The sequence below is a fragment of the Paenibacillus chondroitinus NBRC 15376 genome, from assembly GCF_004000765.1.
Classification (GTDB): Bacteria; Bacillota; Bacilli; order Paenibacillales; family NBRC-103111; genus Paenibacillus_E; species Paenibacillus_E chondroitinus.
Genome location: NZ_BILW01000040.1, coordinates 37,609 through 60,004 on the forward strand (window position 1 = coordinate 37,609; position 22,396 = coordinate 60,004).

26 protein-coding genes and 1 other annotated feature are annotated in these 22,396 nt (G+C 46.4%); of the genes, 1 reads left to right on the forward strand and 25 read right to left on the reverse strand.

Annotated elements, in window-relative coordinates; translation table 11 throughout:
- Nucleotides 1-63 precede the first annotated feature (63 nt).
- The 18 genes from PCH02S_RS28830 to PCH02S_RS28915 all read right to left on the reverse strand — a co-directional run bounded on the left by PCH02S_RS28830 (nt 64) and on the right by PCH02S_RS28915 (nt 13,241).
- A complete protein-coding gene (locus PCH02S_RS28830; protein WP_127457548.1) occupies nt 64-660 on the reverse strand; it encodes a class I SAM-dependent methyltransferase in 597 nt (198 codons plus the stop codon).
- A 134-nt stretch (nt 661-794) separates the two neighbouring features.
- The gene (gene rplL / locus PCH02S_RS28835) at nt 795-1,160 is read right to left on the reverse strand and encodes a 50S ribosomal protein L7/L12 (protein WP_127457549.1); all 366 of its coding nucleotides are present in this window, start codon (nt 1,158-1,160) and stop codon (nt 795-797) included.
- A 62-nt stretch (nt 1,161-1,222) separates the two neighbouring features.
- On the reverse strand, nt 1,223-1,732 hold the full coding sequence (rplJ, locus tag PCH02S_RS28840) for a 50S ribosomal protein L10 (RefSeq protein ID WP_127457550.1): 510 nt from the start codon (nt 1,730-1,732) through the stop codon (nt 1,223-1,225).
- 65 nt (nt 1,733-1,797) lie between these two features.
- Nucleotides 1,798-1,951, reverse strand: a sequence feature (ribosomal protein L10 leader region).
- A 55-nt stretch (nt 1,952-2,006) separates the two neighbouring features.
- Nucleotides 2,007-2,699: a 50S ribosomal protein L1 gene (gene rplA / locus PCH02S_RS28845; RefSeq protein WP_127457551.1), complete on the reverse strand. Its 693-nt coding sequence runs from the start codon at nt 2,697-2,699 to the stop codon at nt 2,007-2,009.
- A gap of 115 nt (nt 2,700-2,814) precedes the next feature.
- Complete coding sequence (gene rplK, locus PCH02S_RS28850) at nt 2,815-3,240, reverse strand: 50S ribosomal protein L11 (RefSeq protein WP_029196472.1); 426 nt, start codon at nt 3,238-3,240, stop codon at nt 2,815-2,817.
- Between the two features lie 89 nt (nt 3,241-3,329).
- Nucleotides 3,330-3,863, reverse strand: a complete 534-nt coding sequence (nusG, locus tag PCH02S_RS28855; RefSeq protein WP_126144113.1) for a transcription termination/antitermination protein NusG — start codon at nt 3,861-3,863, stop codon at nt 3,330-3,332.
- Nucleotides 3,864-3,887: 24 nt separating this feature from the next.
- Nucleotides 3,888-4,100 carry a preprotein translocase subunit SecE gene (gene secE, locus PCH02S_RS28860; protein WP_127457552.1) on the reverse strand — a complete coding sequence of 71 codons (213 nt, stop codon included), beginning with the start codon at nt 4,098-4,100 and terminating at the stop codon, nt 3,888-3,890.
- Between the two features lie 19 nt (nt 4,101-4,119).
- Nucleotides 4,120-4,269 carry a 50S ribosomal protein L33 gene (gene rpmG, locus PCH02S_RS28865; RefSeq protein WP_079418041.1) on the reverse strand — a complete coding sequence of 50 codons (150 nt, stop codon included), beginning with the start codon at nt 4,267-4,269 and terminating at the stop codon, nt 4,120-4,122.
- Between the two features lie 232 nt (nt 4,270-4,501).
- Nucleotides 4,502-5,146 (reverse strand): RNA polymerase sporulation sigma factor SigH, encoded by a 645-nt coding sequence (sigH, locus tag PCH02S_RS28870; RefSeq protein WP_028557511.1) that lies wholly within the window; start codon nt 5,144-5,146, stop codon nt 4,502-4,504.
- Between the two features lie 118 nt (nt 5,147-5,264).
- The gene (locus PCH02S_RS28875) at nt 5,265-5,777 is read right to left on the reverse strand and encodes an NYN domain-containing protein (protein WP_127457553.1); all 513 of its coding nucleotides are present in this window, start codon (nt 5,775-5,777) and stop codon (nt 5,265-5,267) included.
- 5 nt (nt 5,778-5,782) lie between these two features.
- Complete coding sequence (rlmB, locus tag PCH02S_RS28880; RefSeq protein WP_127457554.1) at nt 5,783-6,523, reverse strand: 23S rRNA (guanosine(2251)-2'-O)-methyltransferase RlmB; 741 nt, start codon at nt 6,521-6,523, stop codon at nt 5,783-5,785.
- A gap of 54 nt (nt 6,524-6,577) precedes the next feature.
- Nucleotides 6,578-7,009 carry a Mini-ribonuclease 3 gene (locus PCH02S_RS28885; RefSeq protein ID WP_127457555.1) on the reverse strand — a complete coding sequence of 144 codons (432 nt, stop codon included), beginning with the start codon at nt 7,007-7,009 and terminating at the stop codon, nt 6,578-6,580.
- Nucleotides 7,006-8,406 carry a cysteine--tRNA ligase gene (gene cysS, locus PCH02S_RS28890; protein WP_127457556.1) on the reverse strand — a complete coding sequence of 467 codons (1,401 nt, stop codon included), beginning with the start codon at nt 8,404-8,406 and terminating at the stop codon, nt 7,006-7,008. The genes PCH02S_RS28885 and cysS overlap by 4 nt, the downstream gene beginning before the upstream one ends.
- Nucleotides 8,387-9,058, reverse strand: coding sequence for a serine O-acetyltransferase (cysE, locus tag PCH02S_RS28895; protein WP_127457557.1), 672 nt, complete (start codon nt 9,056-9,058; stop codon nt 8,387-8,389). Before cysE ends, cysS begins: the two co-directional genes overlap by 20 nt.
- A gap of 346 nt (nt 9,059-9,404) precedes the next feature.
- A complete protein-coding gene (gene gltX / locus PCH02S_RS28900) occupies nt 9,405-10,859 on the reverse strand; it encodes a glutamate--tRNA ligase (protein ID WP_127457558.1) in 1,455 nt (484 codons plus the stop codon).
- A 30-nt stretch (nt 10,860-10,889) separates the two neighbouring features.
- Nucleotides 10,890-11,375 (reverse strand): 2-C-methyl-D-erythritol 2,4-cyclodiphosphate synthase, encoded by a 486-nt coding sequence (gene ispF / locus PCH02S_RS28905; RefSeq protein ID WP_127457559.1) that lies wholly within the window; start codon nt 11,373-11,375, stop codon nt 10,890-10,892.
- Nucleotides 11,372-12,076 (reverse strand): 2-C-methyl-D-erythritol 4-phosphate cytidylyltransferase, encoded by a 705-nt coding sequence (ispD, locus tag PCH02S_RS28910; RefSeq protein ID WP_127457560.1) that lies wholly within the window; start codon nt 12,074-12,076, stop codon nt 11,372-11,374. The genes ispF and ispD overlap by 4 nt, the downstream gene beginning before the upstream one ends.
- Nucleotides 12,077-12,173: 97 nt before the next feature.
- A complete protein-coding gene (locus PCH02S_RS28915) occupies nt 12,174-13,241 on the reverse strand; it encodes a PIN/TRAM domain-containing protein (RefSeq protein ID WP_127457561.1) in 1,068 nt (355 codons plus the stop codon).
- 156 nt (nt 13,242-13,397) lie between these two features.
- Here PCH02S_RS28915 and PCH02S_RS28920 point away from each other — a divergent pair, with 156 nt between their 5' ends.
- Nucleotides 13,398-13,793, forward strand: coding sequence for a DUF1573 domain-containing protein (locus PCH02S_RS28920; RefSeq protein ID WP_127457569.1), 396 nt, complete (start codon nt 13,398-13,400; stop codon nt 13,791-13,793).
- 79 nt (nt 13,794-13,872) lie between these two features.
- Here PCH02S_RS28920 and pssA read toward each other — a convergent pair whose 3' ends face one another.
- The 7 genes from pssA to PCH02S_RS28955 all read right to left on the reverse strand — a co-directional run bounded on the left by pssA (nt 13,873) and on the right by PCH02S_RS28955 (nt 21,927).
- Entirely contained in the window at nt 13,873-14,622 is a 750-nt protein-coding gene (gene pssA / locus PCH02S_RS28925; RefSeq protein ID WP_127457562.1) for a CDP-diacylglycerol--serine O-phosphatidyltransferase, read from the reverse strand.
- Between the two features lie 86 nt (nt 14,623-14,708).
- The gene (gene disA, locus PCH02S_RS28930; protein WP_127457563.1) at nt 14,709-15,788 is read right to left on the reverse strand and encodes a DNA integrity scanning diadenylate cyclase DisA; all 1,080 of its coding nucleotides are present in this window, start codon (nt 15,786-15,788) and stop codon (nt 14,709-14,711) included.
- Between the two features lie 40 nt (nt 15,789-15,828).
- Nucleotides 15,829-17,196: a DNA repair protein RadA gene (gene radA, locus PCH02S_RS28935; RefSeq protein WP_127457564.1), complete on the reverse strand. Its 1,368-nt coding sequence runs from the start codon at nt 17,194-17,196 to the stop codon at nt 15,829-15,831.
- Between the two features lie 156 nt (nt 17,197-17,352).
- Nucleotides 17,353-19,794, reverse strand: a complete 2,442-nt coding sequence (gene clpC / locus PCH02S_RS28940; RefSeq protein WP_127457565.1) for an ATP-dependent protease ATP-binding subunit ClpC — start codon at nt 19,792-19,794, stop codon at nt 17,353-17,355.
- Nucleotides 19,795-19,853: 59 nt separating this feature from the next.
- The gene (locus PCH02S_RS28945) at nt 19,854-20,873 is read right to left on the reverse strand and encodes a protein arginine kinase (RefSeq protein ID WP_157326770.1); all 1,020 of its coding nucleotides are present in this window, start codon (nt 20,871-20,873) and stop codon (nt 19,854-19,856) included.
- Nucleotides 20,874-20,939: 66 nt separating this feature from the next.
- A complete protein-coding gene (locus PCH02S_RS28950) occupies nt 20,940-21,452 on the reverse strand; it encodes a UvrB/UvrC motif-containing protein (protein WP_127457567.1) in 513 nt (170 codons plus the stop codon).
- Nucleotides 21,453-21,465: 13 nt separating this feature from the next.
- On the reverse strand, nt 21,466-21,927 hold the full coding sequence (locus tag PCH02S_RS28955) for a CtsR family transcriptional regulator (RefSeq protein WP_127457568.1): 462 nt from the start codon (nt 21,925-21,927) through the stop codon (nt 21,466-21,468).
- Nucleotides 21,928-22,396: the final 469 nt, after the last annotated feature.

The following is a 22,396-nucleotide window of genomic DNA, read 5'->3' on the forward strand; positions in this document are numbered from 1 at the left end:
TATCAAGTCAAACTAATTTCCACGATTGTCAGATAAGACTTCCGTTTACAAAATACTGGAGCCTTACTTTGTGGCTTTGAGAATTTTGTACCCTTTGTCCTTGGATACTTCAATAACTTCGCTGTAGATCGACTCAAGTTTCTTCATCGCTGAAGGCGCGCCTTGTTTTTTCTGAATGACAACCCATATTGATCCACCGTCAACCAAACAATCATAGGCATCTGTAAAAATGCGATGCACAACTTCCTTGCCGGCACGAATCGGAGGATTGGTGAGCACGGCGTCAAAACGCTGTTCTTTCACCTGCTCCAGAAGATCGCTCTGTAGAATCGACACATTAGTAATTCCATTGCGCCGCGCATTTTCAGTACTTAGCTCAATAGCCCGCTCATTAATGTCGACCATTGTCACATGCCCCTTCGGACACATTACCGCTGCTGATAAACCAATCGGACCATAACCGCAACCAACATCTAGCACCTTGGCATTCTCTTTCAACTGCATCGTTTCAATCAAGTGCTTGCTTCCATAATCCACACCTTTTTTCGAAAAGACGCCAGCATCCGTCAGGAATGTGTACTTTCTGCCACGCAGTTCCTCTTGCGCCACATTGACATCATGCTTAACTGTAGGACGCTGCGTATAATAATGCTCTGACACGTTAAGATTCCCTCCTCTTTTTTACCAATAGGAAAATCAAATAACTGCGAGCGTTCCTAAGGCTTTCCTAAGGGTAAAAGCTTAGGTAAAAAAACCTCTTGAAGGCAAGCTTCAAGAGGTTTCCTGAAAAGAAATTACTTAACTTCTACAGATGCGCCAGCTTCTGTAAGCTTAGCTTTAACAGCTTCTGCTTCTTCGGAGCTAACTTTTTCTTTTACTGGTTTTGGAGCGCCGTCAACTAGGTCTTTCGCTTCTTTCAGGCCAAGACCTGTGATTTCGCGAACTACTTTAATTACGTTGATTTTGGAAGCACCAGCGCTAGTCAAGATAACGTCAAACTCAGTTTGAGCTTCTTCAACTGCTACTGCTGCGCCACCGCCAGCTGCTACTGGAGCTGCTGCTGTTACGCCAAACTCTTCTTCAATTGCTTTAACCAGGTCGTTCAATTCCAAGATTGTCATGCCTTTGATTGCTTCTAGGATCGTTGCATTTGTGCTCATGGTTAAACCTCCATTATCATTAATAAATTAGTTTGTTGTTATAAAACACTTCGTACACTGAATTAAGCTTGACCTTCAGCTTCTTTTTTCTCAGCAACTGCTTTAACAGCAAGTGCAAAGTTACGAACAGGAGCTTGAAGAACGCTAAGCAACATGGAGAGAAGACCATCTCTGGATGGAAGTTCAGCAAGTGCTTTAATTTGATCGTATCCAACTACGCGGCCTTCGACCACGCCACCTTTTACGCTCAATTGATCATTCTTTTTCGCAAATTCAGTCAAGATTTTCGCTGGAGCAACCAGATCGTCTTTGCTGAAAGCAATGGCAGTAGGACCCGTTAGGTACTCATCCAATTCACTTAGTTCAGCATTTGCCGATGCGCGTCTAGCCAACGAGTTCTTGAGAACTACGAATTCAATACCAGCTTCGCGCAGGGTTTTACGCAGCTGAGTTACTTGAGCTACGTTCAAACCGCGGTAGTCAGCGATGATTGTAGAAGCACTAGCTTTGAACTTTTCAGTTACTTCAGCTACCGCTTGTTGTTTCTCTGCAAGAATTTTCGCGTTTGCCATAGTACACCTCACTTCTTATGCATTTATGATTCAATATCACAAACTGTAGGAGCATCAGCATTCCTTATAACAATAAGAAATGCCTTCGTAGACGCTACGAAGGCATGATGTGTTCACTTTTTCCCTGATGTACAAAGAAATCGCTATATATATCATAACACCTCGGTAGGAAATTAAGCACGAGGCACCTACTGTCTACGGTTTGCATATTCGTTTTTATGACCTTTGATAGAGTATCACGTCCAGTGGGCCGAAGTCAACTGGAAGCTATTACTTATCTGAAGGAGCTTACGTTTACTCGAACACTTGGTCCCATTGTGGAGGATACAGCAATGTTTTTCAGGTAGACACCTTTAGCAGCTGCTGGTTTCGCTCTTACAAGTGCATCAACCAATGCTTTGAAGTTTTCGTTCAACTTGTCTGCATCGAAAGATACTTTACCAAGTGGAGCATGGATTTGTCCTGCTTTGTCAAGACGGTACTCGATTTTACCAGCTTTGATCTCCTGAACAGCTTTGGTAACGTCGAAAGTAACTGTTCCTGCTTTAGGGTTTGGCATTAAACCTTTACCCCCGAGGATACGACCCAGTTTACCAACTTCGCTCATCATGTCTGGAGTAGCTACGCAAACGTCGAACTCGAACCAACCTTGTTGAATTTTGTTGATCATGTCAGCATCACCAACAAAATCTGCACCAGCTGCTTCAGCTTCTTTCGCTTTCTCGCCTTTAGCAAATACAAGTACACGTTTCGTTTTACCAGTACCGTGTGGAAGTACTACAACACCACGAACAGCCTGATCTTGTTTTCTTGGGTCTACACCCAGACGAACTGCAACATCTACAGTTTCATCAAATTTAGCAGGAGCTGTTTTCTTAACAAGCTCGATTGCTTCTGACGGATCGTACAAAGTTTCAGCATTAACAAGCTGAGATACTTCGCGGTATTTCTTACCGTGTTTAGGCATAATGTATATCCTCCTTAGTGGTATTAGCGGATAATCCTCCCACCGAGCGACCTCAAAGTTTTCCAAGAAAACTTCTACGTAAACCGCGGTTTACACAGCCGCATTCCTTGCGGAATTAATCTTCGATAGTGATTCCCATGCTGCGAGCTGTACCTTCAACCATACGCATTGCAGCCTCAACGGATGCAGCATTCAGGTCAGGCATTTTTTGTTCTGCGATTTCACGAACTTTCGCACGTTTCACAGTTGCAACTTTCTTTTTGTTTGGTTCACCGGATCCTTTTTCGATACCAGCAACGACGCGAAGAAGAACTGCAGCCGGAGGCGTTTTAGTGATGAATGTAAAGGAACGATCCTCGAATACTGTGATCTCAACCGGAATGATAAGGCCTACTTGATCAGCAGTACGAGCGTTAAACTCTTTACAGAATGCCATGATGTTCACACCTGCTTGACCCAATGCTGGACCGATCGGTGGTGCTGGATTTGCTTTCGCAGCTTGAACTTGAAGCTTCACGATTTTAATAACCTTTTTTGCCATGATAGACACCTCCTGTTTATAATATAGATCCCACTAACGAAGGTCTATCCCGAGGAATAGACCTGGTAGAAACCCTTGGTTGTCTTGTGTTATAGCTTTTCCACTTGGTCGAAATCGAGCTCAAGCGGGGTTTCCCTACCAAACATGTTGACATGCACCTTAAGTTTACCCTTGTCAGCCACAATTTCCTCAACAGATCCGACAAAGTTTGCGAAAGGTCCCACCTTGACGCGTACAGTCTCTTTGAGTTCGAAGTCGATCTTCGCCTTCGGCTCTTCCATTCCCATATGCTTCAAAATAGATTCAACTTCCTCAGGTAATAATGCAGTCGGTTTAGAGCCGGATCCCGTAGAACCTACGAATCCGGTAACTCCTGGCGTATTACGAACTACGTACCAAGAATCGTCCGTCTGAATCATTTCTACGAGAACATACCCTGGATAAACTTTACGCATGACGACTTTTTTCTTGCCGTCTTTATTCACCAGTTCCTCTTCCATAGGCACAAGCACACGGAAGATCTTGTCCGTCATTTCCATGGATTCAACACGTTTCTCCAGGTTGGCTTTCACTTTGTTCTCATACCCTGAATAGGTATGTACGACGTACCATCTTTTTTCCATGAATAAATTCACCTATAGTCCTGTTTATTTAAAAACAAGGCGCAGCAACTCAGAAATTCCAAGATCCAGCACAAAAAAATAAATAGCAACAAAAGCTACAGTACCCAACACAACAAGCGTATAGGTAATCATCTCTTTGCGACTTGGCCACTTGACCTTTTTGAGTTCTGTCCAACTGTCGGTGAAGAAGGAAAAAGTGGATCCGAAGCTTTGTCTCATTCTAGCCAAGAACCCCACAAACTACACCTCCAAAGAACTACCTAGTCTCGCGATGAGCAGTATGTTCATTGCAAAATTTGCAATATTTCTTCAACTCAATACGGTCGGGATTGTTGCGCTTATTTTTAGTGGATGCATAGTTTCTTTGTTTGCAATTTGTGCACGCTAATGTGATGATGACCCGCATGATGTACACCTCCTACAGACACGTTCTAATTAAAGCCCTTCGAAGCGCGTCAAAAAGAAAGCGACTTTTAGGGCTACCTGAAATACTTTATCACAACCAGTTACAGAGTGTCAAGGCAGAAGTCTCACAATTGCAAGAGTAATATCAGTATAGACGCTCCAGTATGATAATAAACCTCGTACAAATAAAAGGCCCGCGCAGCCAAGACCAAGCAAGGCAGCGCGGGCGCATTTTACAAATCTCTAACTTCCAAATAGCGTTCAAGCTTGCGTTTCACACGTTGAAGAGCATTGTCAATCGACTTGACATGACGATCAAGGTCCACCGCAATCTCTTGGTAGGATCTTCCATCGAGATAGAGCATAAGAACTCTACGCTCCAAGTCACTCAATATCTCTCCCATTTTATCTTCAAGTCCCGTAAATTCTTCTTGATTAATCACAAGCTCCTCAGGATCTGTGACCCTGGAACCGCTGATGACGTCAAGCAGCGTACGATCAGAATCTTCATCATAGATAGGCTTGTCCAGTGACACGTAGGAATTAAGAGGAATGTGCTTCTGACGTGTTGCTGTCTTAATCGCCGTGATGATCTGTCGGGTAATGCACAGTTCAGCAAAGGCTTTAAAAGAAGCAAGCTTGTCTCCTCGGAAGTCGCGGATAGATTTATATAAACCTATCATTCCTTCCTGCACAATATCTTCTCGGTCTGCACCTATCAAAAAATAAGAACGTGCTTTGGCACGTACGAAATTCTTATATTTGTTGATAAGATATTCCAACGCTTCGCTACTGCCTTCACGGACTGCCTCGACAATGTCTTCATCTGGCTTGAGGTCATAATCATACATTCTCAGTTCTTTGAGGTCGACACTCACCAACAATCCCTCCGGCCTGCAGGACTACCCAGATTCACATTAAAAGTTTAGGTTAAGTATACATGATGAAATCTCACACCGTCAACGGGGACCCCCACCATTTCTAGCATTTGGAGGATTACTCCCCTCTTCGCCAGCGTTCGAACTGCGCCTTTAACTCGTTGCTCAATTTGCCTTCAAACGGATTGCGTTTCGCCGACGTCTCCGGCTGAATGCGGTCTCGAACTTCTTTGCGATTCTGTTTGATTTTGATGAGAAGTTCACCAGCCGGCAATCGAAGAGCTCCTTTACCGAAAATAACATGCTGCTCAATCATATCGGAGGTGGCCACATAGATTTGCTTACGTCTTCCCATCAGATTCGTAACCAATCGTTCAATCCGTTCATCCGCGGTTTCCTTCTCTTTGGTGTAGAGGACGTTCAACTTGCTCTGTACATACTTCTTCCCAAGTCCAGGTACCATGTAAGCGTCAAAAACCAGGTATACCTTCATACCTGAGTACGATTGGTATTCAGCCAGCATATGAATCAACTTATCGCGGGCCCCTTCCAAGTCGGTATCCTTCAGCTTATTCAGTTCAGGCCATGCCCCTATGATATTGTAGCCGTCTACGATTAGAAACTCTTCCATCTGCTTTAACTCTTAGTTCGTTGGCGAACCACTTCATACATCAGTACACCCGCGGCAACAGAGGCATTCAGAGAGTTCACGTGTCCCGCCATCGGCAGCTTAACCAGGAAGTCACATCTCTCTTTAATCAGCCTTCCAACACCTTTACCTTCATTACCGATGACAAGAGCTATGGGCATACTGAAATTCGCTTTATATACATCTTGCGCTGCCGTCACATCCGTTCCCGCGACCCAAACTCCTTGCTCTTTGAGCTGTTCGATGGTCTGCGAGATATTCGTTACTCGAGCAACAGGAACATACTCTACCGCTCCCGCAGATGTCTTGGAAACCGTTGCTGTTAGACCTACGGAGCGTCTTTTGGGAATAATGACACCATGAACTCCCGTGCAATCCGCTGTTCGCAGGATCGAACCCAGGTTGTGCGGATCTTCAATCTCATCAAGAATGAGGATAAAAGGATCCTGGCCAAGCGCCTTAGCTTTAGCAAGAATATCCTCTACTTCTACGTATTCATAGGCTGCTACCTGCGCTATAACCCCTTGGTGCTGAAGCCCTTCTACCATTTGATCAAGCTTACGTTTGTCTGTAAATTGTACAAGAATCCCTAAATTTTTGGCCTCCGCTACAATCGGGCCAGCGAATTGCTTCTGCGCATTCTCAGCAATCCAAATTTTGTTGATTGTTCGACCGGCACGGATCGCCTCCATTACGGAGTGCTTCCCGCCAATATATTCCTCATCCATCTCTTGCTTCCTCCTAGATATTCCTCGTTTAACATAACTTACATCCGCAGTGGACTAAGCTTTATTCTTGTGATCCAGAACAAAATCCAATATTTCCTTCAACCGCTCAAAAGATTGCTTGTAATACAAATATCCAATTAAGCACTCAAACGCGGTGCTGTGCCGGTATTCAAGCACATCCGCGTTCTTGGCTGTCGTTCCTGATTTGGCATTGCGTCCGCGCTTTACCATGTCAATCTCTTCTTCCGTCAGCATCGGCATCAGCGCATCCAACACCTTGGATTGCGCCTTAGCCGATACATAGCCGGTGGCTGCTTTGTGCAAATGATTAGGCCGATGGTTCCCGCCAGAAATCACATATTGCCGAATATAGACCTCATAGACCGCATCGCCAATATAGGCGAGCACGAGAGGATTCAGCAAATGAGGACTCTTGGATGGCGGAAAAACGAACAGATTCGCAGCTTCAGTATAAGTCTCACTCATTTGCGGCGCCAACGAATTCCTTGTGGTGTATCCTCAAGGAATATCCCTTTCTCTGTGAGCAGATCACGGATTTCGTCCGCACGCGCCCAGTTCTTCGACTTCCTCGCTTCCGTCCGGTCGACAATCAGCTGCTCAATCTCTTCGTCCAACAATTCGTCAGCCTGTTTCGACAAAATGCCCAACGTTTGATCAAACACCTGAAGCTGATCCAAGAACATTTGCAAAGCGGCAGCATTCACCCGCTCCTGCTGCAAGTACAGGTTCGCTTCTGCAACGAGATCGAACACCGCCGTGATCGCATCCGGGGTATTGAAGTCGTCGTTCATCTTCTCGACGAACTGAGCGGCGATCGCCGCTACACGCTCCGTATGAGCAGCTTCGATCTCCCCTGTTACTGAGGCTGTGGCCAGACGATGCTTCAGGTTATCATTTGCATTTTGAATGCGCTCCAACGCATTGGCCGCTTGCTTGAGGCTCTCATCGCTGAAGTTCAACGGATTGCGGTAGTGAGCGGATAACATAAAGAAACGGAAAACTTCCGGTTTGATTTGTTTCACAAGATCGCGGATGAGAATGCCATTCCCCAGCGATTTGGACATTTTTTCATTATCAATGTTAAGGAAGGCATTGTGCAACCAGTAATTGGCCATTGGATGGCCGGTCACCGCTTCGGTTTGCGCGATCTCGCACTCATGATGCGGGAACGTCAGATCTTGCCCGCCGCCGTGAATATCAATCGTTTCACCCAGATATTTGCGCACCATAGCGGAGCACTCGATATGCCAGCCCGGACGACCTTGACCCCAAGGGCTATCCCAATAGATCTCTCCCGGTTTGGCAGCTTTCCAAAGAACAAAATCCTGAGGATTCTCTTTGCGGTCATCCACTTCAATGCGAATTCCGTATTGGAGTTCTTCCAGATTTTGATGAGAAAGCTTGCCGTATTCGGCGAATTTCGTCGTCCGGTAATAGACGTCGCCGCGGGCTTCATAGGCGTAGCCTTTTTCAACCAAAGCAGCGATGAATTCAATGATTTCTTGAATATTGTCCGTTACACGGGGATTCAATGTAGCTTCATGCACCCCAAGCGTTTGGATATCCTCCAAGAAGGCGGCAATAAAGGTTTCTGCCAGCTCCGGAACGGTAACAGCCATTTCCTCGGCTTTACGAATCATTTTATCATCCACATCGGTAAAGTTTGTAATATAAGTGACTTCATAGTTCTGAGACTCTAAAAAGCGGCGTACGACATCAAAGAAAATAACCGGTCTGCCATTTCCAATATGAATGTAGTTGTATACGGTCGGTCCGCACACATACATCTTTACCTTACCTGGTTCTAAAGGTACAAACTCTTCCTTCTTGCGTGTTAACGTATTATACATTCTGAGCGTCATGTTCTCTCGCTCCTCCATTCTTAACCCGTTCTAGTTCCAACTGTCTTCGCAATTCATTAATTTGCTGCTGCATTTCCTGGAATATATCAATAATGGGATCCGGTAAATTGCCATGGTCCAACCGGTTCACACGCACACCATCCCGCTTCACAAGCTTTGCTGGCATCGTTACAACGGTACTGTTCGAAGGAACCTCTTGGATAACCACCGCATTGGAGCCAATCCGTGAATTCTCGCCAACAAGGAAGGAGCCTAAAATCTTGGCACCCGAACCAATAACTACATTATTGCCAATAGTTGGATGTCTCTTACCTTTCTCTTTCCCTGTTCCCCCCAGTGTGACCCCTTGATACAAAATAACATCGTCGCCAATCTCACAGGTTTCCCCGATGACGACACCCATCCCATGGTCAATAAACAATCTTTGGCCGATCGTAGCACCTGGATGAATCTCGATGCCTGTCATGAAACGGCTCCACTGGGAGACAACACGGGCAATCGTGAACATCTTCCTTTTATAAAACCAATGACCGATTCGATGCGCCCATATGGCGTGAAGGCCAGAGTAAGTAAACACAACCTCAAACCAGCTGCGTGCAGCCGGGTCGTTATCGAATACGGCGGAAATATCAGATTTGATCGTTCGCCACATGCTCTCACCTTCTTTTGTAGGAAATCATACTCCTGCGTATAATAAAAAGCCCCCGCAGCCATATGGCTGCAGAGGCGTGATTAATCGCGGTTCCACTCTGCTTGGTGACTCGGAAGTCTCCCAACTCAATAACCCGTAACGTGGGCATATCGGCTGCGCCTACCTTACTCTGAATCCGAGTATTCGGCGCGGCAGCTCCCAGGTGCATTTCCGGTTAGAGGGAATGGATAACTCACAGCCAAAGCCTGACGGCTTCGATTATCCTCTCTGATAAATCCCTAAATAATCGTACTCTCCTGATCATTGCATTCCTTATTGAACTAAGTATAGCGAAAAGAACCCTGTATTACAACAAGTTCCGTAGACGCGAAGCGACTTTTTCTTTTCCAAGCAGATAAAGCGACACATTGAGGTCAGGTCCATGCACTTGTCCTGTCAGCGCAGAACGGATCGACATAAACAATTGCTTCCCTTTATAGCCCGTATCCTTCTGAACTTGCTTCAACAATGCAGGGATCGCCTCCACCGTGAATGACTCAGCTTGCTCGACTTGCCCCAAGAAGCTGGTCAATACAGCAGGCACATGCTCTTCTTTCAAAACTGCTGCTGCTTCGTCGTCGATAACAAGCTCTTCCTTGAAAAAGATGCCCGACAGTTCGACAATTTCCGCCGCGAAGCGCATTCTCTCTTGATTGAGGCCGACTAGAGCCGTCACCCACGCCTGGCCCGCTTCATCCAGTTGCGGCTCGATGTATCCGGCCTTTTGCAGGTGAGGGACACACAGCTCAACAACGCGCGAGAGCGGAGCTTTTTTCAAATAGGCGTTGTTCATCCAGTTCAATTTATCCATATCAAACACAGCCGGACTCTTCGACACACGGTCGAGGTCAAACTGGGCGATCAATTCTTCCTTCGTAAACATTTCTTCTTCGCCGCCAGGAGACCATCCCAGCAGAGCGATAAAGTTCACAACAGCTTCCGGTAAATAACCTAACTCCCGGTACTGCTCGATGAACTGGATAATGGACTCATCCCGTTTGCTCATCTTCTTCCGGTCTTGGTTAAGAATCAGCGCCAAGTGCGCAAATTCCGGAACAGGCATTCCGAGAGCTTCGTACATCAGAATTTGTCTAGGCGTATTGGACAGATGCTCTTCCCCGCGAATAACCAAATTGATTTTCATCATGTGGTCATCCACGATAACAGCAAAGTTATACGTCGGAATCCCGTCAGGACGCGCGATAATAAAATCGCCGATGCCATTGGATTCAAACTCAACATGCTCGCGAACCTTGTCTTCGAAGCCGATGATGCGGTCTGCCGGCACAAGGAATCGAGTCGAAGGCTTGCGGCCCTCCGCTTCAAAAGCGGCAATTTGCTCAGGCGTCAAGTGACGGCATTTCCCGGAGTAACCGCCCATCTCGCCGCGTGCTTCCTGCTCTGCCCGCTCCTGCTCCAGATCGGCTTCCGAACAGTAGCAAGGATACGCATGACCGCTCTGAAGAAGCTGGTTGAGGTAGGTTTGATAAATATCAAGTCTCTCCATCTGACGATAAGGACCGTACGGCCCCCCGATATCTACGCTCTCATCCCACTCTAATCCAAGCCATCTTAGCCCATTCAATTGATCCTCGATGCCGGATTCTTTATGGCGGGTTTGATCCGTATCTTCAAAACGCACAACGAAAGCTCCGCCATGGCGGCGCGCCAATAAATAATCAAAAAGTGCCGTACGAGCACCGCCTATATGTAAATGTCCCGTTGGACTTGGTGCATAGCGCACACGCAAAGGTTGGTTCATGACTATACCCTCTCTCCCCAATAATACCTGCTATTCTAGCATATCTCGAATTAAACAAACAACCGATTGCGCCGCAATCCCTTCGCCTCGGCCCGTGAAGCCCAGCTGCTCCGTCGTTGTAGCTTTCACGTTGACTTGCTCCGGCTTCGCTTCTAGGGCATCGGCAATAATTTCTACCATTTGCGGGATGTACCGTGCCATCTTCGGCTTCTGGGCAATAATCGTGGAATCTGTGTTCCCCAGACGATATCCTCGATCTTTGGCAAGCTGCCACACGTGTTTCAAAAGGACCAGGCTGTCCGCATCCTTGAATTCCGCCGCCGTATCCGGGAAGTGCTTCCCGATATCTCCTAAGCCCAGAGCGCCTAGAATCGCATCGCTCACCGCATGTAAGAGCACATCCGCATCGGAGTGGCCCAGCAGCCCCTTTTCATAAGGAATCGTCACGCCTCCAATAATGCATTTACGGCCTTCCACCAACTGATGAACATCAAATCCTTGTCCTACACGAATCATTGTTGTTCCTCTCCCCTTACGTTCTGTAGTATCCATTCTGCCCATGGCAAATCTTCCGGTGTCGTTATCTTGATATTGTAATAGTCCCCTTCAACAACATGCACCGTTGTTCCTATACGCTCTACCAGCATAGCATCGTCTGTCCCCAGAAAGCCTTCCTGAAGGGCACGCCGGTGCGCCTCCTGTAAAAGAGAAAGCCGAAAAGCTTGCGGGGTTTGGATGGCCCACAAGCTTCGTCTATCCGGTGTAGATTGTATTCGCTTTTCGGAATCTACGACTTTGATCGTATCCTTCACGGGTACCGCCAGCACAGCTGCGTCCTGTTCTTTCGCCTTTGACAGACAATCGAACACATGTTCTTTTTTGACAAAAGGACGAACACCGTCATGTACGAGCACCCAAGCGGTATCCTGCTCCAGGGCTTCTAGGCCCTGTCTGACGGAGTCCTGACGCTCCGCCCCGCCTGCCAGCACATGAGTGACCTTGGAAAGCGCATAGCTCTGTACATAGCCTGTACAGCGCTCTACGTCATTTCCGCCTACAACTAAAATGATTTCATTCACTTCATGTATGTTTTGAAATAATTGCAACGTATGTACCAGAATTGGCTTCTGTCCCAGTTGTAAATATTGTTTGCTTTCCGCCGTTCCCATGCGCGAGCCCTTGCCCGCCGCCACGAGGATAACCCCTAGCTTCCCCATAAGTCCTAAGCCCTCCAACTCCACCTGAGCGCTTTCTATTCGAAAGCTTTCCTAGCAACTAGTAAGTGTTATGTTACATCTCCCTATCATACTGGTTTTATTGCGCTTTTTCCAATAATTTCGGTTTCGCGAAAATCATGCGGCCCGCCGATGTTTGCAGCACACTGGTCACCATCACTTCGAGCGTCATGCCAATGAATTCACGACCGCCTTCCACGACAATCATCGTGCCATCGTCCAGATAAGCGACACCTTGTCCATGCTCTTTGCCATCTTTAATGACTTGAACAATAATTTCTTCACCCGGCAGAACAACAGGCTTCACGGCATTCGCCAAATCGTTGATATTTAGCACGGAAACACCTTGTAATTCACAAACTTTATTCAGGTTAAAATCGTTCGTAATCACTTTGCCTTGCAGCACCTTCGCCAGACGGACCAACTTGCTGTCTACTTCGGAGATCTCTTCGAAATCGCCTTCATAAATAAGCACTTTCACTTCGAGTTCCTTTTGAATTTTGTTTAAAATATCAAGTCCCCGCCGCCCGCGATTCCGCTTGAGCAAGTCCGATGAGTCCGCAATATGCTGCAACTCTTCCAGTACAAACTCCGGTATAACGAGGGTCCCTTCGATGAAACCTGTTTTGCAAATATCCGCAATACGTCCGTCAATAATGACACTTGTATCGAGAATCTTATGTTCCTCGTAAGGACGGTGTGTCTGCTTCTCCGGAGCGACTACCCGGCTCATCGCAATAATCTGAACCAGCTCTTCCCGCTTGCTGTAACCGATGCGAAACCCCATCACTGCTAGAACCCCCGAGACGACGAAGGGTAAAATAGGACTTGCCCACTTCACCTGATCGAGTACAGGGAATACCAATACCGATATAAGCAGTCCAATAACTAGTCCTAATGTACCTGAGAGCAGATCGGACACAGGAATGTCCGCAACATTTCTTTCCCCTTTGACAAGCAGCTTCATCCCCTTGCCTGCAACCCATGCTGAAAGAATGAACATAACTACCGCGCATAAACTATTGATGACTATTGCTTTTCCTGACTCATTCATGAAACCTGTCGTTCGAAGGATGGCGTCACTCCAGCCAAATCCTAAACTAGCACCCATGATGGCCAAAATGAACTGTACCCATTTCCTCATCATAGATTCACCCCCTGCATCAACATATTAATAAAGCTACATTACAATTATGTTCCAATTTATCCATCGTTAATCACTTCTTCAGATGTAAAATTGAAATATTAAGGGCCTTCCATTATAATGAAATTGGAAGTTACCAACACACCCGAGGTGGATGGAATGAGCTCCTTGACTTTAAAGCAGTTTCAAGATCAAGTATCCGAATTGTTGCTCCGTCACCGAAGCCTGCTTGATGTCTTATCCAAATTTCAACAGTCCGGTGCAGCTGCTAACCGTTCCGTGGTGAAATCCATTACAGAATGTGGCTGTATTCAGGTCAACGCAGCGAAGCAAGAGTACCATCCAGAGATGACTTTGAATGAGGCTAAGGATGTGCTGGGCACTCATGTATCCGGTCACCTGTGTGAACAATGCATCGAGGTTGTCAGTAGTGAACTGGGCAGGAACTTGTTCTATATGTCCGCACTCAGCAACATTCTTGATGTTAACCTGGAACAAGTCGTTGAGAATGAATCCAAGAAATGCACAACACTAGGACTCTTCAACATGTCATGAACATGAAGATGAACAAACAAAAAAGCATTTATTTTCTCTGAGATGATCAGAAGAAAATAAATGCTTTTTATTTTGCTGATTAAACGTCGGACTTAACGGAATTTGAATCGTCTACACCGCGTCGTTTGTTTTTTCTGCGGATTCGGATGAAAAAGCCATCAACGTTTTTTTTTAAGCCATAAAGCGCGTACAACAGGAGCGGTACGAAGATCATTTTGGAAATGGACTCAGGCCATTTGATTGCAATCAGGACAGCTACAGCAACGATAACGGGTGTAATCCAAATTGCCGCTTTAGGAATACCCGCTTTCTTGAAGTTCGGGTACTTCACAGTACTTACCATTAAGTATGACAACATGATCGTACTTACCAAAAGCACGTAGACGTTGATTTCGTTCACGAACAACGCTAATGTACAAAGCACACCGCCAGCAGCCGGAATCGGCAAACCGATGAAATAGCCAGGTGTACCAGCAACAACGTTGAAACGGGCCAAACGAAGCGCTCCACAAATGGGGAAGATCGCCGTGACGATCCAGGCAAATGCCGGACTGATCACACTCGGATCATTAAAAGCGACTACATACATGATAAAGGCTGGTGCAACACCGAAAGAAATAACGTCGGACAGCGAGTCTAGCTCTTTACCAAATTCACTTTGTGCATTCAATGCCCTTGCTACACGGCCGTCAAGACCATCAAGCAGCATGGCAACGATGACAAGTACAGCTGCGACTCCATGCTCTCCACTGAAAGCAAGAATAATCGACAGAACACCTAGGAATAAGTTCCCTACTGTAAAAAGACTGGGAATTGATTTCGTTAACATATGTTTTTGTCCACCTCTGGATTTACTATGCCCTAAACTTGACTTTATAAAACCTCAACATTAGATACTTTATGATTGTATCCACTTTAAATATGTCTGTCAATGAACACTTGTTCTTGAATTCTTTTGAGGCCCTCTTTAATAGCTCGCGCCCTCACTTCACCGATTCCATCAACTTCATCCAGCTCTTCAATCGTTGCCATCATCATGTGCGGCAGGTAGCCAAATTTCTCTACAAGATTCGCAATAATGATCGAGGGAAGCCGCGGTATTTTCCCAAGAACCCTGAATCCACGCGGAGAAACCGGCTCTTCAACTATTGAATTCGTATGCGGATAGCCGAGTAATCGAATGATTTGGTGCGGTTCCAGCAACTCATCCGAAGATAACCGTTTCAAACCAGCTTGCATTTCTTTGACTCGTTCTTCGGATAATTCCCTTACATAATCTTTTACGAGCAAACGCGCTTCAAGTTCCGCATTGCCAACAAGTTCTTCCAATTGCATGCTAATTAAACGGCCTTCATTCCCCAACTCGTTAATATAGCGATTGATTTCCGCCTTGATGCGCAGCACCATTTCAAATCGGGCAATGACATTGGTGACATCGTGCAGCGTAACCAGCTCTTCAAACTCCGACGCACTCAGGTTCGTCAGCGACTGATCCAATACCACTTTATACCGCTCCAACGTTTGGATGGCTTGATTAGCTTTCGTTAGGATAACGCCTATATCTTTGAGCGCATAGCGCAAGTTTCCTTGATAAAGGGTGATGACATTGCGTCGTTGCGAAATCGAAACAACCAGCTTATTGGTTTGCTTCGCAACACGTTCAGCAGTCCGATGACGGATGCCAGTCTCCGACGAGGAAATGGAGGAATCCGGGATTAATTGCGTATTTGCATATAGAATACGTTTGATATCTTCGCTGAGGATGATCGCTCCATCCATTTTGGCAAGCTCATATAAATAATTGGGTGAAAAATCACAATCGATCGAAAATCCGCCGTCGACAATTTCTCTTACTTCCGCGCTATATCCAACAACAATAAGTCCGCCCGTTTTGGCGCGTAATACATTCTCCAAACCGTCGCGGAACGATGTGCCAGGGGCTACCATTTGCAGCAATTGGCTCATGACGTCTCGCTTTATCTCTTCTTTACTCATAGTTTCCTCCTGAAGGCTTGCAGGTTGAATGATTCAAGAGCTAATCCAGTGCCGCTTTCAATGCTTCCGACACGGTGTTCACCCCAATAATCTCCATTCCGGGCGGATGCGTCCACCCCTTCAAACTTTTCTCTGGCATAATGACTCTGCGGAATCCTAATTTCTCGGCTTCCTTCACCCGCTGATCAATCCGCGACACGCCACGAACTTCACCGGTCAACCCGATCTCACCGAACACGACATCAAAAGGTCTCGTTGCATGATCCCGAAAGCTGGATGCGATACTAATCGCAATTGCTAAATCAACGGCAGGCTCATCAAGCTTGACGCCGCCAGCCACGTTCAGGTAAGCATCCTGGTTCTGCAAGAACATGCCCATGCGTTTCTCTAGAACGGCGATGATTAAAGAAAGTCGGTTGTGATCGACACCAGTCGCCATCCTTCTTGGGGATGGGAAATTCGTCGAAGAGACCAACGCCTGAATCTCTACCAATACCGGACGCGTTCCTTCCATACTCGCAACCACGGTAGAACCGGCAACACCAAGCGGTCTTTCGGACAGGAACAGTTCAGAGGGGTTGCTCACTTCGACAAGTCCTACTTCCTGCATCTCAAAAATGCCGATCTCATTCGTAGACCCGAATCGATTCTTGACTGCGCGGAGCACGCGGTAGGAGTGATGCCGCTCTCCTTCGAAGTAAAGAACACAATCAACCATGTGCTCCAGCATCCTAGGTCCCGCAATGGCACCTTCCTTCGTCACATGGCCGACAAGGACCGTTGCAATCCCTTTCCCCTTAGCTATTCTCATAAAGTGACCCGTGCATTCCCGAACTTGCGAAACGGTGCCCGGGGCCGATGTGATGGCAGGATGGAAGACAGTCTGAATAGAGTCAATCACCAGGAAATCGGGTTCAATTTCTTGAATGGCTTCTTCAATAAGCTCAAGGTTCGTTTCACAAAGAACATACAGCAGCGGAGATGAGGCATTCAAGCGATCTGCACGAAGCTTCGTCTGTTTAACGGACTCTTCCCCCGATATATAAAGCACCTTCTGATGTGCTTGCGTCAGCTCGAAAGAAGTTTGGAGCAGTAACGTTGATTTCCCGATTCCCGGATCCCCACCTACGAGAATCAAAGATCCAGGCACAATACCTCCGCCTAAGACGCGATTCAATTCCTTGTTGCTGGTCACAACCCTAGGCTCTGGGCTACTTTCTATATGTATGATGGGGGTAGGTTTTTCTTTCGTGCGAGGAGCAGAAGAATTCATCCCCTTTGTACGTACGACCGTTTCGATTTCTTCCACCATCGTATTCCAAGACTGACAACCTGGGCATTTGCCCATCCATTTTGGCGATTCATACCCGCATTCTTGACAGCAAAATTTCGTCTTCTGTTTACTCATGACGTAAGTGACTCCTTAGATCTTTAAATTCATTATTTGGCTATCCTTACCAATAAAGTTTACCATTTTTACGAAGCCCATGAAAGGTCATCTGAAAATAAAAAGCATTTTGCCACACCCAGGAACGGATGCAGCAAAATGCTTCTTTGCTTGCTTTTATTTAGCTGCTACGCCTTCGCCCTTCCGGACAACCAGCTCGCCTTCGCTCTCATCAATCGTTAAGGAGTCGCCCTTCGCGATATTGCCTCTGAGAAGCTCTTCAGACAGACGGTCCTCAATATGCTTCTGGATGGCTCTGCGAAGCGGTCTTGCGCCGTAAGTCGGATCATATCCTTCTTTGGCCAGGAAGGCTTTGGCTTTGTCTGTCAACAAGAAGTCCACCTCTTGTTCTTTCAGGCGTTTGCGAAGATCATCCGCCATCAGAGAAACGATCTCTGCGATATGTTTCTCATCCAAGGAGTGGAAGACGATGATTTCGTCGATCCGGTTAAGGAACTCAGGACGGAAACTTTTCTTGAGCTCACCCATCACTTTATCTTTCATGTTGTTGTAATCTTTACCAGCATCCAGAGCGGCAGTAAAGCCAAGTGAGGAGTTTTTCTTAATCATATCCGCGCCTACGTTCGACGTCATGATGATCAGTGTATTGCGGAAGTCGACTGTACGTCCTTTGGAATCCGTCAGACGTCCATCTTCCAGCACTTGCAGAAGAATATTGAAAACTTCCGGATGTGCTTTCTCGATCTCATCGAGCAATACAACCGAGTATGGTTTGCGGCGAACTTTCTCCGTCAATTGGCCGCCTTCTTCATAGCCAACATACCCTGGAGGCGCTCCGACCAAACGAGAAGTCGAATGTTTCTCCATGTATTCCGACATGTCGATCCGTACTACCGCGTTGTCGTCTCCGAATAGAGACTCGGCTAATGCACGAGCTAACTCGGTTTTACCCACACCCGTAGGTCCCAAGAAGATGAAGGAGCCCATTGGACGCTTCGGATCTTTGAGGCCTGCTCTAGCACGGCGAATCGCCCGGCTGACGGCTTTTACTGCTTCTTCCTGTCCGATGACACGCTCATGGAGAATGTCTTCCATTTTGAGCAGACGATCTGTTTCTTCTTCCGCCAGCTTGCTCACAGGAATTCCTGTCCAGCTTGCTACGATTTGAGCGATATCATCCGGTGTTACTTCTGTATCCAAACGACCTTGTTTTTCCTTCCAGTCGTTTTTCGTCGTATCCAGCTCTTCACGAAGCTTCTGTTCGGTATCGCGAAGCCCCGCTGCTTTCTCGAACTCCTGGCTTTGAACCGCGGCATCTTTCTCCTTGCGGATATCCTCCAGCTTGTTCTCCAGCTGTTTCAATGAAGGCGGTATTGTGTAGGAGCGAAGTCTCACTTTGGAACTAGCCTCATCAATCAAGTCAATCGCTTTGTCCGGCAAGAAACGATCCGTGATATAGCGATCAGAGAGCTTAACAGCCTCTTGAATAGCGGCATCCGTAATTTTCACACGGTGATGAGCTTCATAGCGGTCACGCAGCCCGTATAGAATTTGGATGGCTTCCTCTGGGGACGGCTGATCCACTGTGATTGGTTGGAAGCGGCGCTCTAGCGCGGCATCCTTTTCGATGTATTTACGGTATTCATCCAGCGTCGTAGCACCGATGCACTGCAGTTCGCCTCTAGCCAAAGCCGGTTTCAAAATGTTGGAGGCATCAATCGCACCTTCCGCACCACCAGCACCGATCAGTGTGTGAAGCTCGTCAATGAAGAGCACGATGTTCCCTGCTTGACGAATTTCGTCCATGATTTTTTTGAGGCGATCCTCAAATTCACCGCGATATTTGGTCCCTGCTACCACAGATCCCATATCGAGTGTCATCACTCTTTTATCCTTCAACGTTTCCGGGATTTCATTATTAATGATTTTCTGAGCGAGGCCTTCGGCAATTGCCGTTTTACCAACCCCTGGCTCACCGATCAACACCGGATTGTTTTTCGTTCTGCGGCTTAACACTTGAATCACGCGTTCGATTTCTTTGCTGCGCCCGATTACAGGATCCAAATGGCCTTCTTTGGCGTAGGCGGTCAGATCTCTTGCTAAACCATCCAATGTAGGTGTATTCACATTCTGAGTGTTGCCGTGGCTCGGAGACACGGTCTCGCTGCTGCCTAGCAATTGAAGAACTTGCTGACGAGCCTTGTTCAAAGAAACACCTAGATTGTTAAGGACTCTGGCAGCAACGCCTTCGCCTTCGCGAATTAGCCCCAGTAAAATATGTTCAGTCCCCACATACGTGTGACCTAATTTTCTTGCCTCATCCATGGACAACTCAATGACTTTTTTCGCTCTAGGGGTATACGCAATGTTGGTAGGCTGCTCTTGTCCTCTGCCGATTAGGGATTCGACTTCATCTTGAATTTTTTCAAGACCTAAGCCCAAAGCAACGAGTGCTTTCGCGGCGATACCTTCCCCTTCACGAATAAGACCCAACAAAATGTGCTCAGTACCAATATTGTTATGCCCTAAGCGAACTGCTTCCTCTTGAGCCAAAGAAAGCACCTTTTGCGCACGTTCTGTAAATCTGCCAAACATCATAGAGAACACCTCCAAAAGTAGTATATCTATGGAAAACCTAAAGGATGAATCTTAACTGACTATATCCTGCCGAATTTCTCTCGAATCAGCTCGGCCCGGCGCATATCGCGCTCATCGGCGTTCAGCTTCTCACCAGCAAATTGCTGGAGAAAGCCAGGTTGTGTCATGACCAGCAGTTCATTCAAAACATTAGAAGAAACATTATTGATAATCCCCAAGTCGATGCCTAATCGCACATCCGACAGGCGCTGTGCAGCCTCCTTAGAGTCCATAATCCCTGCATAGGACAAAATACCAAGCGAGCGGTTCACGCGATCAATGATACGCATTCTAGACTCTTGCATCAGCTTATGCCTTGCAGCACGCTCATGCTCAATAATTTGCCTTGCGACACTGTGTAAATTATCAATAATCTCATCTTCGGATTGTCCTAATGTAATCTGATTCGAAATTTGGAACAGATTACCTAAAGCTTCGCTGCCTTCCCCATATAATCCTCTAACCGTCAATCCAACTTGTGTAACAGCGGATAAAATCCGATTGATTTGTTGGCTGAGCACCAGAGCGGGTAAATGCATCATTACCGAAGCACGAATGCCGGTTCCGACGTTAGTAGGGCAGCTTGTAAGATAGCCCCTCTTTTCATCATAGCCGTAATCCAGCTGGGTTTCAAAAATATCATCAATCTGGTTCGCCAAGTCCCAAACTTCTTTGATTTGGAAGCCCGGGCACAAACATTGTATGCGAAGATGATCCTCTTCATTGATCATAATGCTGATGGATTCATTTTCGCTTAAAATAACAGCACCATTTCTGGATTCGTTAGCTAAGTTAGGACTAATTAAATGCTTTTCAACAAGTACCATTCGCTCAAGCTCGTTAAGGTCAGACAGCGGAATAAGCGAAAAATTACTGATCGTCTCCAGCTCATCATTCTCCAGCACGCCGGACAACTGATCAAGTACTTCTTGTGATTGTTGATTGGTAGCTAGCATCGGGTAAGGGTAGTCTCTGAGGTTGCGTGCAATACGGATTCGACTGCTGATGACGATATCCGACTCCGGCCCCTCTCCCTTCATCCATTCGCTTAATGCATCTCCTGTAAACCGCTGTAGTGTCACTGGATTCACACCTTCCTTACAAAATCACAATCCGGCAATTTTCTTCTCTATCTCACGAATTTGGTCCCTGATCTTCGCCGCTTGTTCGAATTCTTCTGCTTCAATGCAGGTCATCATATCCTTCTTCAGCGTATCAATTTCTCGCTTGCATTGGATTATGCCACCGCTTCGTTTGGGGACTTTCCCCACATGCACGGTGTTCCCATGCACTCTTTTGAACAGAGGATCCAACTTTTCCGAAAAGCTCTGATAACAGGATCCGCATCCAAAACGGCCTAATTTGCTAAACTGCGAATACGTTAACCCACAATTCTCACAACGGATCGCTTGGGACTTCGCGGCGGATAAAGAGGAAGGGTCGAAATCAAGTAATCCTGATAAAAGATTATGAATCGAAAACCCGCCAGATGTCCCAGGAATCATTTCACCCTTCTCACGGGCGCAATTCTCACAAATGTGGAACTCGTTCTTGTCTCCATTCACAATCTTCGTAAAATGAAGAGTCGCCGGTCGTTTCCCGCATTCCTGACAAATCATTTCAAATGCCTCCTCATCTGCTAAGCAAGGATATCAGCATCGCTTTAAGGATTCTAGCTCGAATTTCATCGCGCAGCGGGAGCTTGAAGGTCAACACGTCTCTGGATATCGCTGCCCGAATCAAATTGGCTTCTCGTGTTGAAATATAGTGGCCCTCCAGCAGCTGGTAAATGAGTCCCTCAGAAGCGACTTGATCTATGTGTGTATGAATCGTTCGAAAAATATGATCCAATATCGATCCATGGCTCTTAAGCTCAATCTTCTGGATACGAATGTACCCGCCACCGCCACGCTTACTCTCCACGAGGTAACCCTTTTCCAGCGTAAACCTGGTGCTAATCACGTAATTGATTTGGGAAGGCACACACTGGAATTGATCGGCTAGATCGTTTCGTTGAATCTCGATGGCTCCTTCAGAGCTTTGTTGAAGGACATGCTTTAAATACTGCTCAATAATCTCTGATACGTTACGCATCAATTCATCCTCCCAGACTGCTAGAAGTAAATTGACTTTGATTGACTTTGACTTTCTTTGACCTTAACTAGATTATAATCATTTCCTTTCTTTTTGACAAGTGCTGCCGTTAAACATTGGCCGTATATAAGAAAACAGAGCATTTTCACAGCTTACTCTCAGTATTTACAAAAAAACCCCTGCTTAACGTCAGGGGCTGTTCCTTTTTTTGGGGTATAAGGGTGATAGGCTGCTGCTTTGGGGAATTGGGAACTACGATCCCCTATTTCTGGCGATTCGAGCGATTCGCTTGTTATAGGACTCTACGATCCGCTATTTTGTTTGTTTTAGCTAAAAATCTGCCTTTTTAGATCACATAAAGCCCCGTAGTTCCACTCAAGCTCTCAAAAGTCACAAATCTGATCAATTAGTGGCCTGTACTTCCCTTGTGACACTTTTCGAGAATCTCACATTAGAATTGTCGTAAGAG

What these genes read in the sequence shown, in the direction of transcription:
- rplL (WP_127457549.1), bottom strand. Translation starts at nt 1,160, where the DNA reads ATGAGCACAAATGCAACGATCCTAGAAGCAATCAAAGGCATGACAATC.
- rplJ (WP_127457550.1), bottom strand. Translation starts at nt 1,732, where the DNA reads ATGGCAAACGCGAAAATTCTTGCAGAGAAACAACAAGCGGTAGCTGAA.
- rplA (WP_127457551.1), bottom strand. Translation starts at nt 2,699, where the DNA reads ATGCCTAAACACGGTAAGAAATACCGCGAAGTATCTCAGCTTGTTAAT.
- rplK (WP_029196472.1), bottom strand. Translation starts at nt 3,240, where the DNA reads ATGGCAAAAAAGGTTATTAAAATCGTGAAGCTTCAAGTTCAAGCTGCG.
- nusG (WP_126144113.1), bottom strand. Translation starts at nt 3,863, where the DNA reads ATGGAAAAAAGATGGTACGTCGTACATACCTATTCAGGGTATGAGAAC.
- rpmG (WP_079418041.1), bottom strand. Translation starts at nt 4,269, where the DNA reads ATGCGGGTCATCATCACATTAGCGTGCACAAATTGCAAACAAAGAAAC.
- PCH02S_RS28875 (WP_127457553.1), bottom strand. Translation starts at nt 5,777, where the DNA reads ATGGAAGAGTTTCTAATCGTAGACGGCTACAATATCATAGGGGCATGG.
- rlmB (WP_127457554.1), bottom strand. Translation starts at nt 6,523, where the DNA reads ATGGATGAGGAATATATTGGCGGGAAGCACTCCGTAATGGAGGCGATC.
- PCH02S_RS28885 (WP_127457555.1), bottom strand. Translation starts at nt 7,009, where the DNA reads ATGAGTGAGACTTATACTGAAGCTGCGAATCTGTTCGTTTTTCCGCCA.
- cysS (WP_127457556.1), bottom strand. Translation starts at nt 8,406, where the DNA reads ATGACGCTCAGAATGTATAATACGTTAACACGCAAGAAGGAAGAGTTT.
- cysE (WP_127457557.1), bottom strand. Translation starts at nt 9,058, where the DNA reads ATGTGGCGAACGATCAAATCTGATATTTCCGCCGTATTCGATAACGAC.
- gltX (WP_127457558.1), bottom strand. Translation starts at nt 10,859, where the DNA reads ATGAACCAACCTTTGCGTGTGCGCTATGCACCAAGTCCAACGGGACAT.
- ispF (WP_127457559.1), bottom strand. Translation starts at nt 11,375, where the DNA reads ATGATTCGTGTAGGACAAGGATTTGATGTTCATCAGTTGGTGGAAGGC.
- ispD (WP_127457560.1), bottom strand. Translation starts at nt 12,076, where the DNA reads ATGGGGAAGCTAGGGGTTATCCTCGTGGCGGCGGGCAAGGGCTCGCGC.
- PCH02S_RS28915 (WP_127457561.1), bottom strand. Translation starts at nt 13,241, where the DNA reads ATGATGAGGAAATGGGTACAGTTCATTTTGGCCATCATGGGTGCTAGT.
- PCH02S_RS28920 (WP_127457569.1), top strand. Translation starts at nt 13,398, where the DNA reads ATGAGCTCCTTGACTTTAAAGCAGTTTCAAGATCAAGTATCCGAATTG.
- pssA (WP_127457562.1), bottom strand. Translation starts at nt 14,622, where the DNA reads ATGTTAACGAAATCAATTCCCAGTCTTTTTACAGTAGGGAACTTATTC.
- disA (WP_127457563.1), bottom strand. Translation starts at nt 15,788, where the DNA reads ATGAGTAAAGAAGAGATAAAGCGAGACGTCATGAGCCAATTGCTGCAA.
- radA (WP_127457564.1), bottom strand. Translation starts at nt 17,196, where the DNA reads ATGAGTAAACAGAAGACGAAATTTTGCTGTCAAGAATGCGGGTATGAA.
- clpC (WP_127457565.1), bottom strand. Translation starts at nt 19,794, where the DNA reads ATGATGTTTGGCAGATTTACAGAACGTGCGCAAAAGGTGCTTTCTTTG.
- PCH02S_RS28945 (WP_157326770.1), bottom strand. Translation starts at nt 20,873, where the DNA reads ATGAAGGGAGAGGGGCCGGAGTCGGATATCGTCATCAGCAGTCGAATC.
- PCH02S_RS28950 (WP_127457567.1), bottom strand. Translation starts at nt 21,452, where the DNA reads ATGATTTGTCAGGAATGCGGGAAACGACCGGCGACTCTTCATTTTACG.
- PCH02S_RS28955 (WP_127457568.1), bottom strand. Translation starts at nt 21,927, where the DNA reads ATGCGTAACGTATCAGAGATTATTGAGCAGTATTTAAAGCATGTCCTT.